9 protein-coding genes and 2 pseudogenes are annotated in these 14,671 nt (G+C 75.6%); 10 read left to right on the top strand and 1 reads right to left on the bottom strand.

Translation table 11 applies throughout. The features are described from left to right. The first annotated feature begins 208 nt into the window (after positions 1 to 208). The 3 genes from ACN27A_RS22715 (at position 209) to ACN27A_RS22705 (ending at position 5,069) form a co-directional block, all read left to right on the top strand. Entirely contained in the window at positions 209 to 2,050 is a 1,842-nt protein-coding gene (locus ACN27A_RS22715) for an ABC transporter (protein WP_421456699.1), read from the top strand. After that, entirely contained in the window at positions 2,047 to 3,732 is a 1,686-nt protein-coding gene (locus ACN27A_RS22710; RefSeq protein ID WP_421456697.1) for a GTPase, read from the top strand. The genes ACN27A_RS22715 and ACN27A_RS22710 overlap by 4 nt, the downstream gene beginning before the upstream one ends. 113 nt (positions 3,733 to 3,845) lie before the next feature. After that, positions 3,846 to 5,069 (top strand): hypothetical protein, encoded by a 1,224-nt coding sequence (locus ACN27A_RS22705; protein ID WP_421456696.1) that lies wholly within the window; start codon positions 3,846 to 3,848, stop codon positions 5,067 to 5,069. Positions 5,070 to 5,306: 237 nt separating this feature from the next. On the opposite strand, the gene ACN27A_RS22700 is transcribed toward ACN27A_RS22705, so the two are convergent. Continuing rightward, positions 5,307 to 5,858, bottom strand: a complete 552-nt coding sequence (locus tag ACN27A_RS22700; RefSeq protein ID WP_421456694.1) for a phosphatase PAP2 family protein — start codon at positions 5,856 to 5,858, stop codon at positions 5,307 to 5,309. Positions 5,859 to 6,112: 254 nt separating this feature from the next. On the opposite strand from ACN27A_RS22700, the gene ACN27A_RS22695 reads away from it, so the two are divergent. The 7 genes and pseudogenes from ACN27A_RS22695 (at position 6,113) to ACN27A_RS22665 (ending at position 14,629) form a co-directional block, all read left to right on the top strand. Then, positions 6,113 to 6,703 (top strand): hypothetical protein, encoded by a 591-nt coding sequence (locus tag ACN27A_RS22695; RefSeq protein ID WP_421456692.1) that lies wholly within the window; start codon positions 6,113 to 6,115, stop codon positions 6,701 to 6,703. A 670-nt stretch (positions 6,704 to 7,373) separates the two neighbouring features. Continuing rightward, positions 7,374 to 8,549 (top strand): pyruvate dehydrogenase (acetyl-transferring) E1 component subunit alpha, encoded by a 1,176-nt coding sequence (gene pdhA, locus ACN27A_RS22690; RefSeq protein WP_132235260.1) that lies wholly within the window; start codon positions 7,374 to 7,376, stop codon positions 8,547 to 8,549. Continuing rightward, a complete protein-coding gene (locus ACN27A_RS22685) occupies positions 8,549 to 9,538 on the top strand; it encodes an alpha-ketoacid dehydrogenase subunit beta (RefSeq protein ID WP_357580647.1) in 990 nt (329 codons plus the stop codon). Before pdhA ends, ACN27A_RS22685 begins: the two co-directional genes overlap by 1 nt. 5 nt (positions 9,539 to 9,543) lie before the next feature. After that, positions 9,544 to 9,999: pseudogene (locus ACN27A_RS22680) on the top strand (biotin/lipoyl-containing protein); the annotation flags it as partial. Positions 10,000 to 10,116: 117 nt separating this feature from the next. After that, a pseudogene (locus ACN27A_RS22675) lies at positions 10,117 to 11,025 on the top strand (dihydrolipoamide acetyltransferase family protein); the annotation flags it as partial. Positions 11,026 to 11,305: 280 nt separating this feature from the next. Beyond that, positions 11,306 to 11,443 carry a hypothetical protein gene (locus ACN27A_RS22670; RefSeq protein ID WP_165947779.1) on the top strand — a complete coding sequence of 46 codons (138 nt, stop codon included), beginning with the start codon at positions 11,306 to 11,308 and terminating at the stop codon, positions 11,441 to 11,443. A 342-nt stretch (positions 11,444 to 11,785) separates the two neighbouring features. After that, positions 11,786 to 14,629 (top strand): LppU/SCO3897 family protein, encoded by a 2,844-nt coding sequence (locus ACN27A_RS22665; protein ID WP_421456690.1) that lies wholly within the window; start codon positions 11,786 to 11,788, stop codon positions 14,627 to 14,629. The last annotated feature ends 42 nt before the right edge of the window (positions 14,630 to 14,671 follow it).

Raw genomic sequence — 14,671 nt, 5'->3', positions numbered from 1 at the left:
TCATCACGTTGTGGGCAGGTGACGGGCGACGCCCGTCGAGCTGCCCGGCGGGCGTCGCCCGCAGCGACCCCACCACAAGTTGAGTGAACTTGACTCAATAGTGCCACGCCCCGCGAAATCGTCAAGTCGGGGTTGAGCCGACCCGACGCAACCCCAGGTTCGTACCGATCGGTTGTCTTCCCTTGCGTCGGTCGGGCACGCTTTAGCGGTGACGACGCACGGCGATCCCGCCACCCCGGCCGGCACGCCCACCGTCGCAGCCCGCACCGGCCCCACGGACGCCGGGAAGGACCGGCCCGCCACCACCGGGGACGACAGCCTGCCCGCCACACTGGCCGGCCTGCGCGCCGCGATCGGGGCGGCCCGGTTTCCGCTCGCGCTGCCCTCCGCCGAGCCTGCCCGGCGCGCCGGCGGGAGCCTCACCGACCAGCTCGACGACTACCTGCTGCCCCGGCTGCGCCGGCTCGACGCGCCGCTGCTCGTGGTGGTCGGCGGGTCCACCGGCGCGGGCAAGTCCACGCTTGTCAACAGCCTGGTGCAGGCGCGGGTGAGCGCCGCCGGGGTGCTCCGCCCGACCACCCGATCCCCGGTGCTGGTCTGCAACCCGGCCGACTCGGGCTGGTTCCGCCAGGGCGAGCTGCTGCCCGGCCTCACCCGCACCACCGAGCCCAGCGAGGACCCGCGCACCCTGCAACTGGTGACCGCCCCGGCCCTGCCTGCCGGGCTGGCCTTCCTCGACGCCCCCGACATCGACTCGGTCGTCGACGCCAACCGGGCCCTCGCCGGTCAGCTCCTGGCCGCCGCCGACCTCTGGCTCTTCGTCACCACCGCCGCCCGCTACGCCGACGCCGTCCCCTGGGAGCTGCTGCGCAGCGCCCGGGCCCGGGGCGCGGTCATCGCCATGGTGCTGGACCGGGTGCCTCCGGAGGCGGCCGACGAGATCGCCGCCCACCTGTCGGAGATGCTCGCCACGCAGGAGCTGGGGGCGGCCCCGCTCTTCGTGCTGCCGGAGACCTTGGTCGACGGGCAGGGCCTGCTGCCCGAGCGGGTCACCGCGCCGCTCGCCGCCTGGTTCGCCCGGCTGGCCGCCGACGCCGACGCCCGCGCCGCCGTGGTCCGGCAGACCCTGGACGGCGCGCTCGCCGCGCTGCACCCGGCGGTCGAGGGGCTCGCCGACGCCGCCGAGGAGCAGGTCGCCGCCGCCGACGCGCTCGACGAGCGGGTGCTGGCCGCGTACCGGGGGGCGTACCGGACCGTCGGGCAGGGGTTGAAGGACGGCCGGCTGCTCCGCGGCGAGGTGCTGGCCCGCTGGCAGGAGTTCGTCGGCACCGGCGAGTTCTTCCGCACCATGGAGGCCCGCATCGGGCGGCTCCGTGACCGGGTGGTGGCGGCGGTCACCGGCCGACCCGCGCCCGCGTCCGAGCTGCGGGACGCCATCGAGTCCCAGCTGGTGACCCTGCTGCGGGGCGTCGCCGCCGAGGCGGCCGAGAACGCGTACACCGGGTGGAAGGCGCATCCCGCCGGGGCGGCGCTGCTCGAACCTGAGCTGGCCCACCCCTCCGCCGACCTGCCCGAACGGGCCGAGCGGCTGGTCCGGGAGTGGCAGCGGGGCGTGCTGGAGCTGGTCCGCGCCGAGGGCGGCGACCGCCGCTTCGTGGCCCGGACGGCCGCGTACGCGGTGAACGCCACCGGGCTCGCCGTCATGATCGCGGTGTTCGCCTCGACGGCGTTCATCCCCACCGGGCTGGAGGTGGCCACCGGGGCCGGCACGACCGTCGCCGCGCAGACCGTGCTCCAGGCGATCTTCGGCGACCAGGCCGTGCGTACGCTGGCCGCCAAGGCCCGGGCCGACCTGCTGGACCGGGTGCGGGCCCTGCTCGACGACGAGGCCGCCCGCTACCTGGACCGGACGGCGCAGGCGCGGCCCGCCGCGGACACCGCGGAGACCCTGCGCGGCGCCGCCAACCGGGTCGAGATCGCCCGCAACCGCAGCGACCTCTCCGGCGCGGCCGTCGCGGGCCCGCCCGGCACCGGGGACGGAGGGTCATGACCAACATCGTCGGGCGGATGCGCGAGGCGTTCCGCGGAGACCAGCGGGTGGACGCCGACGCGCTCGTCGCCCGCCTCGACGCCGTACGCCGGTTCCTCACGGTCGTCGACGGCCACCTGCCGGACGCGCGGCTCGTGTCGGCGCACACCCTCGTCGAGCGGGCCGGCACCCGGCTGGCGCTCTCCCGCGACCACACCGTGGTGGCCCTCGCCGGCGCGACCGGCAGCGGCAAGTCCAGCCTGTTCAACGCGCTCGCCCGGATGGAACTCTCCACGGTCGGGGTGCGCCGCCCCACCACCGGCGTCGCGCACGCCTGCGTGTGGGGACCGCTCGACGGCGGCAACCGCCTGCTCGACTGGGTGGGCGTGCTGCCCCGGCACCGGTTCGTCCGGGAGAGCGTGCTGGACGGCGACGACGAGTCCGCCCTGCACGGTCTGATCCTGCTCGACCTGCCCGACTTCGACTCGGTGCAGCGGTCGCACCGGCTGGAGGTGGACCGGCTGCTCGGCCTGGTCGACCTCGTGGTGTGGGTGGTCGACCCGCAGAAGTACGCCGACCGTGTCATCCACACCAACTACCTGCGCGAGTTCCACCGGCACCGGGACGTCACCCTGGTCGTGCTCAACCAGGCCGACCGGCTGCCACCGGCCGAGGTGCCCCGGGTGCTGGCCGACCTGCGCCGGCTGCTCGACTCCGACGGCCTGGAGGGCGTACCGCTGCTGGCGACCACCGCCGTCGACCCGGCGGGCATGGTCGGGCTGCGGGAGGCGCTGGAACGCACGGTGGCCGAGCGGCAGGCCGCGCTGCGGCGGCTCCAGGGCGACGTGGACGCGGTGGTGGCCGGGCTCGAGGAGCTGGTCGGCGGCGCCTCGCCGGCCGGTGGGCCCGACGACGCCGCCGTCAGCGCGCTGCACCGGGCGCTCGCCGGCGCCGCCGGGGTGCCGGCGGTCGCCGAGGCGGTCGAGCAGGCGTACCGGCACCGGGGCGCCGCCACCACCGGCTGGCCGCTGGTCCGGGGCTGGCGGCGGCTGCGGCCCGACCCGCTGCGCCGGCTGCACCTGCCCGGCCCGGCCGCCGGGCGCGACGAACCGGCGGAGAGCCTCGTCGCCGCGACCTCGGTGCCCGACCCCACCGCGGCGCAGCGCGCGGCGCTCGGGCTGGCGATCCGGTCGGTGGCCGACCGGACCGGGGCGGACCTGCCCGCCGCCTGGCCGGCCGCGGTGACCGCCGCCGCCCGCTCCCGCCTCGCCGACCTGCCGGACGCGCTGGACCGCGCGGTGGCCAACACGGACCTGGGCATGGACCGGCGACCGCTCTGGTGGCGGTTCGTCGGCGGCCTCCAGTGGCTGGTGACCCTGGCCGCGCTGGCCGGGCTGGGCTGGCTGGCGCTCGGCTACGCGCTGCGCGCGCTGGGCCTGCCGGCGCTGGAGCACCCGATGGTCGGCGAGGTGCCGCTGCCCACCCTGCTGCTCCTCGGCGGCCTGCTCGCCGGGCTGCTGGTGGCCGCCCTGACCAGGCCGATCGTCCGCTGGGCGGCCCGTCGCGCCCGTCGCCGGGCCGAGCGGCGCCTCACGGACGCGGTGGCGACGGTCGGCGAGGAGCACGTGCTGGCCCCGGTGCGGACGGTGCTCGCCTCCTACGCCGAGGCCCGTACGGCCCTGGGGGAGGCCGCCGGCCGCTGAGGCGAAATCCCGTGCCACGACAACCGCAGGTCGGCGGCGTGGCGGCGCGACGCGGGCCGGACGCTCGGGTCGCTCGTACCGTTCCGGGGCGGGCGGCGGCGTAGGGTCGGTGGATGGGAACGCCTCAGACCCCGTACGACGCGGTGCTGCACGCCGCCCGCGACGTGGCCAAGCTGGACAACGCCCTCGACGCGGAGATGCTCGGCGCGGCCCTGCTCGGCAGCGTCTACTCGGTCGCGGAGACCGAACGTGACGCCGCCGTCCGGGACTTCGTGGCCGGCTTCCTGGCCGCCACCTCCCGCCGCCGCTCGGCCGCGGCGACCACCATCCGTTCCGTCTTCGCCGCGCTGGTGCCCGACGCCGAGGGCACCGACCGGGTGCGGCCGGGCACCGCCACCCCCGCCTGGGCCGGCCAGCTCGGCCGCGTGCACCTGACCGGCTGCTGGTCCTACGGCGACGTGTACGGCGACCAGACCTCCTACCTGGCGACCTTCGCCTACGACGACCCGGCCGGCGGTTCGGCGCACGCCGTGGTGACGCTGCTCGACCACAACATCGGCATCACCAAGGACGTCTTCGTCGGCGGGCCGCCCGACCGCATCCTCGACCAGGTCCGGCAGATGTGCGCCGGGGACGAGCTGACCTGGTTCCGCGACGAGGAGCCGGCCCGGATGCGCGCCGAGGTGACCCGCCACCTCGCGATCACCGACGGCCTGACCGAGTTGCCCGGGGAGGGCTCGCTCGCCACCGACCGCGCCCTGCTCGGCGCCCGGCTGGCACGGCTGCCCCAGGCGGCCGGGGCGGCCCCCGCGCCCGCCGCCGAACCGCTCTCCGCCGCCGAGCGTACGGACCTGGTCCGCCGGTTCCTCGCCTCGCCCGAGGCGGCCCGGTTCGGCCTGGACACCATCGACGGGGCGGAGCTGGCCTCGCTGCACTTCTGCCTCAGCCTGCTGCTGGACCACGCGGCCAGCTTCCCGGACGCCGACCCGCTGCGGTGGAGCCCCACCGTGGCCGGGCTGTTCCTGCTGGACTGGGTGCACCGGCGCGCGGTGCTGGACATGGACGACGCCGCACTGCTGCCCCGGGTGCTGCGCGCCTGGGCCGGCTACGCCGCCCGTAAGCGCGGGCTGCCCGAGCAGGCGGCGACGCAGATCGACACGGCCGTCGAGGAGATGGTGCCGGAGTTCGCCCGCCTCTACAGCACGGGCGAACGCCGCAGCCCCGCCACCGCCGCCGTCGCGCAGCTGATGGCCGACGGCGTCGACCCCGACGACCCGGCCGCCCTCGACGCCTGGATCGAGGCCAACCGCCACCGCCTAACGGACGACCCCGCCTAACCCCCACCCCCACCCCCACCCCCACCCCCGCCCCCACCCTCCCCGCCCTCCCCCGCGCGCGTCGATCATGCAGTTGTGGTGGGCGAAAAGTAGCGTTTCGCGGCTTCTGCGGGGCGCCACAACTGCATGATCGACGGCCTTGGCCGCGGGGGGGGCGCGCGTGAGCGCCGGGGCGTCGTCCGCCCGCGCGGCGCTGGAGGGTGGGAGGGGTGGGGTGGGGGTGGGGTGGGGTGGGGGTCAGCGGAGGGGGGCGAAGAAGAGGGCGGCCACCAGGGCGCCCAGGGTCAGGCCCGCGACCACCTGGGGCACGGTGTGGTCGCGCAGGCGGACCCGGGACCAACCGACCAGCACGAGCAGTGGCGCCGTCGCCAGCAACCCGGCCCCGAACGTGAGCACCAGCACGACCACCGTGCCGGCGGCCACCGCCGAGTGGATCGACATCTTCCACCAGTGGCTCACCGTCACGGCGACCACCAGGCCGACCAGCCCGGCGGCGGCCAGGGCCAGCACCGGTCGGGGCGCGCCGAGGACGGCGAGCAGGGCCAGCCCGGCGGCGACCGAGCAGAGCCCGAACAGCAGCGGGACGCGGCGCTGCTCGCGGATCCCCACGTGATGGTCGGTCAGCCGGCCGCGACGCACCCCGCCGAGGATGTACGCGAACGGGATCCCGCTGACGAAGAGCGTGGCCAGCAGTCCCCAGGCCAGCCCGTGCGCGCCTCGGGCGCTGTGCCAGCCGACCGCCAGCGTCAGCGCCGAGACCAGCACCGCGGGCGCGGTCAGCTCGGTCACGAACCGGGCGAGCCGGAGGGTCCGGCCGGGTGGTGGCGGGGCGGCCGGACGGCTGTGGGGTTCCGCGTCCGAACCACCCGTCCCGCTCAGCGCCCCGCCTCTGCGTCCGTCCGCCCCGGGCCGTCGCCCGGAACCGTTCCCGTCCGTACCCCGGCGCTCCGACCGGGCCGGGGCCCCGCCGTGGATCACCTGCCGTCGACCGTCACCGTACCCGCGGCCGGCCGTCCCGGTGCCCGGTCCCACCGGGATCGCCAGTGGTCGGGTCGGGGTCGACGGTCGCGCTGGCGGTCGGGTCGTCGGGTGCCGGGGACGCGCTGGGCGCCGGGGACGCCGTGGGCTCGGGCGGCGGTAGCGAGAGGGTGCTCGTCGGCTCCACCGACGTCGGCTCGCCGGTCGGCGTGGGTGCCGGGCTCGGGCTGGGGCTCGGCGAGGGCTTCGGGGACGGGCTCGGGGACGCGGAAGGCTTCGGGGCCGGGGGTGCCGAGGGCTTCGGCGACGAGGGCGGCGGTACCGGTCGGCCGCCGGGCCGGGACGGGGGCTTCGGACGCGCCGCCGGGCCGAGCGGCGGCGGGGCGGGCGCCGCGACGACCGGCGTACGCGGGAAGGGCACGACGGTCCGCCAGTCGCCCGGGTCGGCCACGGCGGGGGACGGGGTCGACGGGGCTACCGGGGGGCGACCCGTCGCCGGCACCGGGAGCACCACGGGGCCGACCGAGGGCGTCGGGAGGAACGGGGTGCTGCCGTCCGGCAGGGCCGTGCTGCCGACGGTGGCGGAGCCGGTGTTGATCGCGGCGAGGATGGGCATCGACGCGGTGCCGGCGAGCAGTGCCACCGTGAACAGGTAGCCCCGGGACGGCCCGCCCGAGCCGGGGGCACGGTGTGCGCCGACCAGCCGGCGGTAGCCGCCGGCCCGGTGCCGGCCGAGGAGGGGAACGGTGGGATCTGGGCCTGGCTCGGACACCACACACCCCTTTTCGTCGACTCCGTCGGTGGACGGGCCGGTACGGCAACCGGCCCGAGCGCCCGGGGCACCGCCCGGACACGAGGAAGCGGCAAACCGCCCCGACGCGGACGATCCCGCGCCAATCAGCCTGGACCAGTGGCGGTCGGTCGGCCAACCCTGTACAGCGTGTCGACACGCGTATCTGGCCGAACGGTGACGAACCATCGCCGGATCGGCCGCGCGTCGATGCAACGGACACCGGGCGCGCCGTGCGACGAAGCGGGCCACCGCGAGCGGCCGGGACAGGCGCACTGTGGGCGCGCTCACGTGTGATGCGAATATGGACCACGACGGCAACGCAGCCACGACCTCCGCGCACCCTCGCGGCAGGCGCGGCTGGGCGCCGGCGCTCCCGATCCGGGTTCGGCCAGAATCCGGCTCACGCCGCGCGGCAACCCCCACCGGGGCTAGGCGCGGCCGCCAGGAACCCGTCCGGCACCAGCCGGACAGGCGCACGAGTTGCGCGGCCGGGTGACCCCCCGGTGCCGACGCAGACAGACAGGGAGAGACGGATGGCAAAGGGCGACCCCGGGGTCTCCAGTCGCGGCCGACGGGCCGCACCCCGGTCCAAGAAGGGTGCGACCGGCGACCCGCAGCTGGTGCAGCTGCTCACCCCGGAGGGTGAGCGGATCGAGAGCGCGACCGGCCCGGACGGGACCGAGTACCGCGTCGACTTCACCGACGAGGAGTACCGCGGGCTCTACCGCGACCTCGTGCTGGTCCGCAAGCTCGACGCCGAGGCCACCGCGTTGCAGCGCCAGGGCGAGCTGGGCCTGTGGGCCAGCCTGCTGGGCCAGGAGGCCGCGCAGGTGGGCTCGGGACGCGCGCTGCGTACGCAGGACATGGCCTTCCCGACCTACCGGGAGCACGGCGTCCTCTACTGCCGGGGCATCGACCCGATCATGCCGCTCGGTCTGTTCCGGGGCGTCGACCAGGGCGGCTGGGACCCGAACGAGTTCAAGTTCAACATGTACACGATCGTGATCGGGGCGCAGACCCTGCACGCGACCGGCTACGCCATGGGCGTCCACATGGACGGCAAGACCGGCACCGAGGACGGCGAGGCGGTGATCGCCTACTTCGGCGACGGCGCCACCAGCCAGGGCGACGTCAACGAGGCGTTCGTCTGGGCCAGCGTCTTCAACGCCCCGCTGGTGTTCTTTTGCCAGAACAACCAGTACGCCATCTCCGAGCCGTTGGAGCGCCAGACCCGCGTGCCGCTCTACCAGCGGGCCGGCGGTTTCGGCTTCCCCGGTGTGCGGGTGGACGGCAACGACGTGCTCGCGTCGTACGCGGTGACCCGGCACGCGCTGGACAACGCCCGGCTCGGCCAGGGCCCCAGCCTGATCGAGGCCTACACCTACCGGATGGGCGCGCACACCACCTCCGACGACCCGACCCGCTACCGGATCGCCAGCGAGGTCGAGGCCTGGCAGGCGAAGGACCCGATCGCCCGGATGAAGGCGTTCCTGGAGAAGCAGCAGATCGCCGACGCGGACTTCTTCGCGGCCGTCGACGAGCAGGCCCGCACCGAGTCGGTGCACCTGCGCGAGCGGGTGCTCGCCATGCCCAACCCCGAGCCGGTGACGATGTTCGACCACGTCTACCCCAACGGGTCGCCCGAGCTCGACGAGCAGCGGGCGCAGTTCACGAAGTACATGGAGTCGTTCGAGGGGAGCGCCCACTGATGGCCACGGAGACGCTCACCCTCGGCAAGGCCCTCAACACCGGTCTGCGCAGGGCCCTGGAGAACGACCCGAAGGTCGTCATCATGGGCGAGGACGTCGGCAAGCTCGGCGGCGTCTTCCGCATCACCGACGGCCTCCAGAAGGACTTCGGCGACCAGCGGGTGATCGACACCCCGCTCGCCGAGTCCGGCATCATCGGCACCGCGGTGGGCCTGGCCATCCGCGGCTTCCGGCCGGTCTGCGAGATCCAGTTCGACGGCTTCGTCTACCCCGCGTACGACCAGATCGTGTCGCAGGTGGCGAAGATGCACTACCGCTCGCAGGGCAAGGTGCGGATCCCGATGGTCATCCGGATCCCGTTCGGCGGCGGCATCGGCGCGGTCGAGCACCACTCGGAGTCGCCGGAGGCGTACTTCGCCCACACCGCCGGCCTGAAGGTGGTGTCCTGCGCCAACCCGCAGGACGCGTACACGATGATCCAGCAGGCCGTCGCCTCGGACGACCCGATCGTCTTCCTGGAGCCGAAGCGGCGCTACTGGGAGAAGGGCCCGGTCGAGCTGGACGGCCCGCTGTCGGGGGCGTACCCGCTGCACTCGTCCCGGGTCGTCCGGCCCGGCACGGACGCCACGGTGCTGGCGTACGGGCCGATGGTGCGGACCTGCCTGGACGCGGCGACCGCCGCCGCCGAGGACGGCCGGGAGCTGGAGGTCATCGACCTGCGCTCGCTCTCCCCGCTGGACCTGACCGCCGCCTACGAGTCGGTGAAGCGCACCGGCCGCTGCGTGGTCGTGCACGAGGCCCCGGGCAACCTGGGCCTGGGCTCGGAGATCGCCGCCCGGATCACCGAGGAGTGCTTCTACTCCCTGGAGTCCCCGGTGCTGCGGGTGACCGGCTTCGACACCCCCTACCCGGCCGCCCGGGTGGAGGAGGAGTACCTGCCCGACCTCGACCGGGTGCTCGACGCCGTCGACCGCACCTTCGGCTGGTGAGCGGCATGTCGCGGATCAAGGAGTTCAACCTGCCCGACCTGGGCGAGGGCCTGACCGAGGGCGAGATCCTCGCGTGGCTCGTCAAGGTCGGCGACGTGATCGAGCTGAACCAGCCGATCGTCGAGGTGGAGACGGCCAAGGCGGCCGTCGAGATCCCGGCGAAGTGGGCGGGCCAGGTGCAGTCGATCTTCCACCCGGAGGGAAGCACGGTCGAGGTCGGCACGCCGATCATCGCGATCGACACCGACCCGGGCGCCGGCCCGATCGAGGCGTCGACGACCGGCGCTCCGGACGCGGCCCTGCCGACCCCGTCGGCGGCGTCGCTGGCCGCGGTGGAGGTCGCGCCGGCAGAGGGCGCGGTCGAGCCGGGCCTGATCGGCGGTCCCGCCCCGGGCGGCCGTACCGCCGTGCTGGTCGGCTACGGCCCGCGCACCGCGGCGGCCAAGCGCCGACCCCGCAGAACCGACACCCTCACCCCCCCACCCACCCCCAGGGCCGTCGATCATGCAGTTGTGGTGGGGGACAAAACGCCTCCACTCACCACGATTCCGGCACCACAGGTCCATGATCGACGCAACGGGGGCGGCGGGGGCGGGCCCGTGCTGGCCAAGCCGCCGGTGCGGAAGCTTGCGAAGGATCTCGGCGTCGATCTGTTCGCGCTTGCCGGGTCGGGGCCGCTGGGCTCGATCACCCGGGAGGACGTGCAGCGGGCGGCTGGCGGGGCCACGGCGGCGGCCGAGCCGCTCGCGGTGTCGGCGCCGGCCACGGCGGTCGCGAGCTTCGGCGCGGACCGCGAGCAGCGCATCCCCGTCAAGGGGGTACGCAAGCTCACCGCCGAGAACATGTCCCGCTCGGCGTTCACCGCGCCGCACGTCACGGAGTTCCTCACCGTCGACGTGACCCGGGCGATGAAGGCCCTGGACCGGCTCCGCAACCGGCGGGAGTGGCGCGACGTGCGGGTCTCGCCGCTGCTGCTGGTGGCCAAGGCGGTGCTGCTGGCCGTCAAGCGCCACCCGATGGTCAACTCGACCTGGGCCGGCGACGAGATCGTCGTCAAGGACTACGTCAACCTGGGCATCGCGGCGGCCACCGAGCGTGGGCTGATCGTGCCGAACATCAAGGACGCCGGCCGGCTCTCGCTGCGCGAGCTGGCGGACGCGATGACCGGCCTGGTGCAGACGGCCAAGGCCGGGAAGACGTCGCCGGCCGACATGTCCGGCGGCACGTTGACGATCACCAACGTCGGCGTGTTCGGGGTGGACACCGGTACGCCGATCCTGCCCCCGGGCGAGTCGGCGATCCTGGCCTTCGGCGCGGTCCGCGAGATGCCCTGGGTCCACAAGGGCAAGGTCCGGCCGCGTCAGGTCACCACGCTGGGTCTCTCCTTCGACCACCGGATCATCGACGGTGAGCTGGGCTCGAAGTTCCTGCGCGACATCGGGGAGTTCCTGGCCGACCCGGAGGCGGCGCTGCTCGCCTGGACCTGACGGTCCTGACGCCAGCCGAACGGCCGGTGTGCGACGGGTTGACGCCTGGCACACCGGCCGTGTCCTTTTGTGGCGCGCGCACGCCCGGAACCGACCGTGCGCACGCCGACACCGGCCGCCTTTCATTGACAGAGGATTGCGTGGGTCACAGGCCCTCTTCACCTTCGATTATTCGGTCCGTGTCCCAGCTCACCTAATAATCGATGGAAGTTGCGACCGTCTTGGGGTTCAATGGAAGACATCAAGGGGCTGACAACCGAATAGCCAGGAGGAGAGACCCATGAGCATGATCGAGCGAATCCGCAACCGCCGCGACGCCAACCGCCGCGCCCGTGCCATCGAGCACGCGCTGCGCTCCGCCAACTCGCCCGCGGTCCGCGAAGAGATCCTCGCCATCGCCCAGCGTCACATGAGCTGACGCCCGGAACCTTTCTCACCTCCTCCAGATCGATGACCCGCCCGGTCCGCCCGGGCGGGTCATCGGCGTTTCGCAGCGGTTGACACCGGGATTCCACCTCGCCCCAGCGCCCGGTACGGTGGGCTTCGGTCGTCGCCCGCCGACCCGGAGCAGTCGAGTCGATAGAAGCCGCTCGACACCATCCGGCCACGGGGAGTGACGATCGTGCTCCCCGGTCGCCCTCGGGCGGTCACCGGATACGGTGCGGGGAGCCGGCACGGCCGGTACACCGGCGACGCCGGCCACCCTGCCGAGAAGACCGATCGGCAGTGGCGGCCGACAGGTGATGGAGGAGGCGCACGCATGACGTCCGAGGGCACGCACCACCCCGGCCAGCAGCCGGACGAGGTGTCGCCGGGCGCCGGCGGACCGGCGCCGTACGGCGACCGCCCGGCACAGCAGGACAACGGCTACGGCGCCGGCGCCCCCGATCTGGGCTGGGCACCCCCGCCCCCGTCGGAGCGACCGAACCCGCCCGCCTGGGGCGCGCAGGGTGAGCAGCAGCCGGCCCCCGCGTGGGCCGCCCAGGCGCCGCAGCAGACCGACCCGGCCCAGTCCGGCCAGTGGGGACCGTCCGGCGCGTCGCCGCAGCCGCAGCAGCCGTGGCCGGGCGCGCAGGAGCAGGCCGGTCCGGCCTGGGCTGCCGCCGCCCCGCAGCCGCCGCACGCCGCCCCGGAGCAGCCCGCCTGGGGATCCGGCGAGCAGGCATCCCCCGCCTGGGCGCAGCCCGAGCCCGCCGCCCGCGGCGCCGCCCGGGTCCCGCAGCCCGCGCCCGCACCCACCACCCAGCCCTGGCCCGCCCAGGACGACCCCAACCGCTCCGGCGGCTGGGCCGGCGGCCAGCAGCAGCAGCAGGACGAGCAGCCCCGACCCGGCGGCTGGGCCGGCGGCGCCACCCCCGACGACCGGCCCGCGCAGGGCGACTGGGCCGCGCAGCAGAACGACGCCGACCGCCCGGGCGACGGCCAGCAGCAGGACGACCCCAACCGCTCCGGCGGCTGGCAGCAGGACGACCCCAACCGCTCCGGCGGCTGGCCCGGCGGCCAGCAGCAGGCCGAGCAGCCCGCCTGGGGATCCGGCGAGCAGGCGTCCCCCGCCTGGGCGCAGCCCGAGCCCGCCGCGCGCGGCGCCGCCCGGGTCCCGCAGCCCGCACCCGCACCCACCCCCCAGCCCTGGCCCGCCCAGGACGACCCCTCCCGCTCCGGCGGCTGGAACGCCGAGTCCCCTCAGGATCCCGCCAACGGCTGGAACCCGGGACAGCAGCAGGACGACCCCAACCGCTCCGGCGGCTGGGCCGGCGACCAGCAGCAGGGCGAGCAGCCTCCGGGTGGCGCCTGGGCCGCCTCCCGCGACGAAGCGCCCCGGGACGACCAGCCCCAGGGCGGCGAGTGGCCGGCCCGGGACGAGCGCTCCGCACGGGGTGCCGCGTCCGTGCCCTCGCAGTCCGACGACCAGGACGCGAACGGCTGGGGCGCCCCGCAGCCCACCTCCACCCCGCCCGGTCGCGCCGCCGTCCCGGCACCCGGCGACGGCGGGCCGAAGCCGTGGGCTCCCGCTGCGGAGAACCCGCCGCAGTGGGCCGGCAACGCCGCCGAGCGCCCGGCCGTACCGGACGTCGAGCCGTGGTCGGCGGACGAGGCGTGGGGCCGCGCGGAGGCGGGCGAGCCCGCCCAGGGCCGGGCCGGCAACGGCTGGGAGCCCGAGCGGGCCGAGGAGCCGCCGATCTACCAGCCCGCACCGGGGCCCGGCATCTCGCCGGCCAACGCCGTGCCGCTGCCGCCGCAGGAGCAGCGGGTGCCCGGCGCCAGCCTGGCCTCCGCCCCGCCCGTCGACTACGCGCCGCCGGCCCAGTTCGCCTCCGAGCAGCCCGGCCGGGAAGGCGGCCTGCCGGCGTACGAGCAGGAGCAGCCGGGTTGGGTCCAGGCCGGCTCCCGGCACGACGAGCCGCAGTCGCCCGCCGGTCCGGTGGTCCCCGCGCCGCGCACCTCGCCGGAGGTGGGCGGGCGGGCGTCCGTAGCGTCGCCGGAGGGTGCCGAACCGGCCGCCGGCAGCGTCTCGGCGAGCGCCTCGGTGCCGCTGGCCAGCCGGGTGCTGCCGCCGACCGACCAGGCCCTGCGACCGGGCGGTGCGCCCGCGCCGCAGCCCCGGGTGTACGGCCGACCGGCCCGCCCTGAGCCGGCGGACGAGCCGGAGCAGGAGGACCCGCGCGGACACCGGCCGGACCACGCGCCGGCGCCCAGCTTCGGCCAGGGACCCGACCCGCGCTTCGGCCAGGGACCCGACCCGCGCTTCGAGCAGGGACCGGACCCGCGCTTCGACCAGGGCCCCGACCCGCGCTTCGACCAGGGCCCCGACCCGCGCTTCGACCAGGAGCCGCGCTTCGACCAGGGTCAGGACAACCGGTTCGACCAGGGCCCCGAGGGTCGCTTCGACGACCGGGACCGGGCACCGAGCGGAACCGCCGTCTTCGGCGCGGTCGCCCCGATGGCGCCCGCCTCGCCGGCCGCGCCCCCGGCCTTCCCGCCGGGCGTACCGTCCTTCGTCGACCCGCCGGCCAGCGACCGGCCGGTGAACGGGGTCCGGCCGCACGACAGCGCCGACCGGCCCGCAGACCCCTTCGGTACGCCGAACGCCGCCGGCGCGGCACCCGGCTACGGGCCCGCCCCGACCGCCGCGCCCACGTCGGGCGGCGCGTTCCCGTCGGCGTTCCCGCCGCCCCCGCAGCAGCCCGGTCCCTGGGACCAGGGCGGCCCGGAGCAGGAGCAGAACCGCTTCGACTCGTTCAAGCCGATCGCGGAGCCGAAGGCCGAGCCGGCCCCCACGCCCAAGGTCCGCAACGGCCGGGTGCTCGCCGCGGTGCTCGTCGCGGCGGTGCTCATCCTGGCGGTGCCGCTGGGGCTGCTCATGCTGCTCGGCAAGGTCGGCGGCGACGACCCGGCCCCGGCGTTCGACCCGGCGGTCGGCAGCTGCGTCAAGAAGTCGGGCGAGGCCGGGGCAGCGGCGGCGGAGTGCGGCGAGGCGGGTGCCTTCACCGTGGTCTCCAAGGTGGACGCCAAGGACAAGTGCGCCGACCCGACCCAGCCGCACGTGGAGCTCAAGGGCGGCGGGACGAACCGCGTGCTCTGCCTCAAGCCGGCGGGCCAGTAGCAGACAGAGACGACGGCGGGGCCACGGGAGACCGTGGCCCCG

The sequence above is a fragment of the Micromonospora sp. WMMD737 genome, from assembly GCF_049179055.1.
Classification (GTDB): Bacteria; Actinomycetota; Actinomycetes; order Mycobacteriales; family Micromonosporaceae; genus Micromonospora; species Micromonospora reichwaldensis.
Note: the sequence above shows the minus strand (reverse complement) of the source record. Positions and strands in the feature narration are given on the sequence as shown.